The sequence below is a fragment of the Solihabitans fulvus genome, assembly GCF_008386585.1.
Classification (GTDB): Bacteria; Actinomycetota; Actinomycetes; order Mycobacteriales; family Pseudonocardiaceae; genus Solihabitans; species Solihabitans fulvus.
In genome coordinates, this window is sequence record NZ_VUOB01000251.1 from 1 (window position 1) to 412 (window position 412).

General features: G+C 40.0%; 1 protein-coding gene. It reads right to left on the bottom strand.

What is annotated here, in order from left to right; all coding sequences use genetic code 11:
* The coding region (locus tag F0L68_RS45745; RefSeq protein WP_223199630.1) for a hypothetical protein at window positions 1–412 on the bottom strand (412 nt) is incomplete at both ends.

Consider the following 412-nt stretch of genomic DNA (forward strand, 5'->3'; position numbering starts at 1 on the left):
GGGAGGTGTTGTCAGTTGTACGCCGTCTTACTTTAGTTTTCTTCTTTGGTTTGCGTTGCTGCATCTCCAATCGTTTTTCATATTCCTCATTATCTAAGGGCTCCATTAAATTAAGTGGATCTCTAATGTTTGGAGGAATTATTACATCAATTTTTGCTTTATGTCGAGGTGGAGTGGGCAGTGGTGACGACTCTGGAGTTACAGCATTCATGGCCCTGTTGACATCTTCATCTTGCAAACTATTCAGATTCAAAGGATCAGAAATATTCCCCCCGAGTAGAAACTTAGTGGGAGGAATGAATGTTTCTTTACGTGGCCTCTTATGAGGTAGGAAGAATTTTGATATTGATGGAAAGCTCTGTGCTCTTTTACGACCTTGTTTAAATTTAGTACCAGTATAATGAACTCGTCG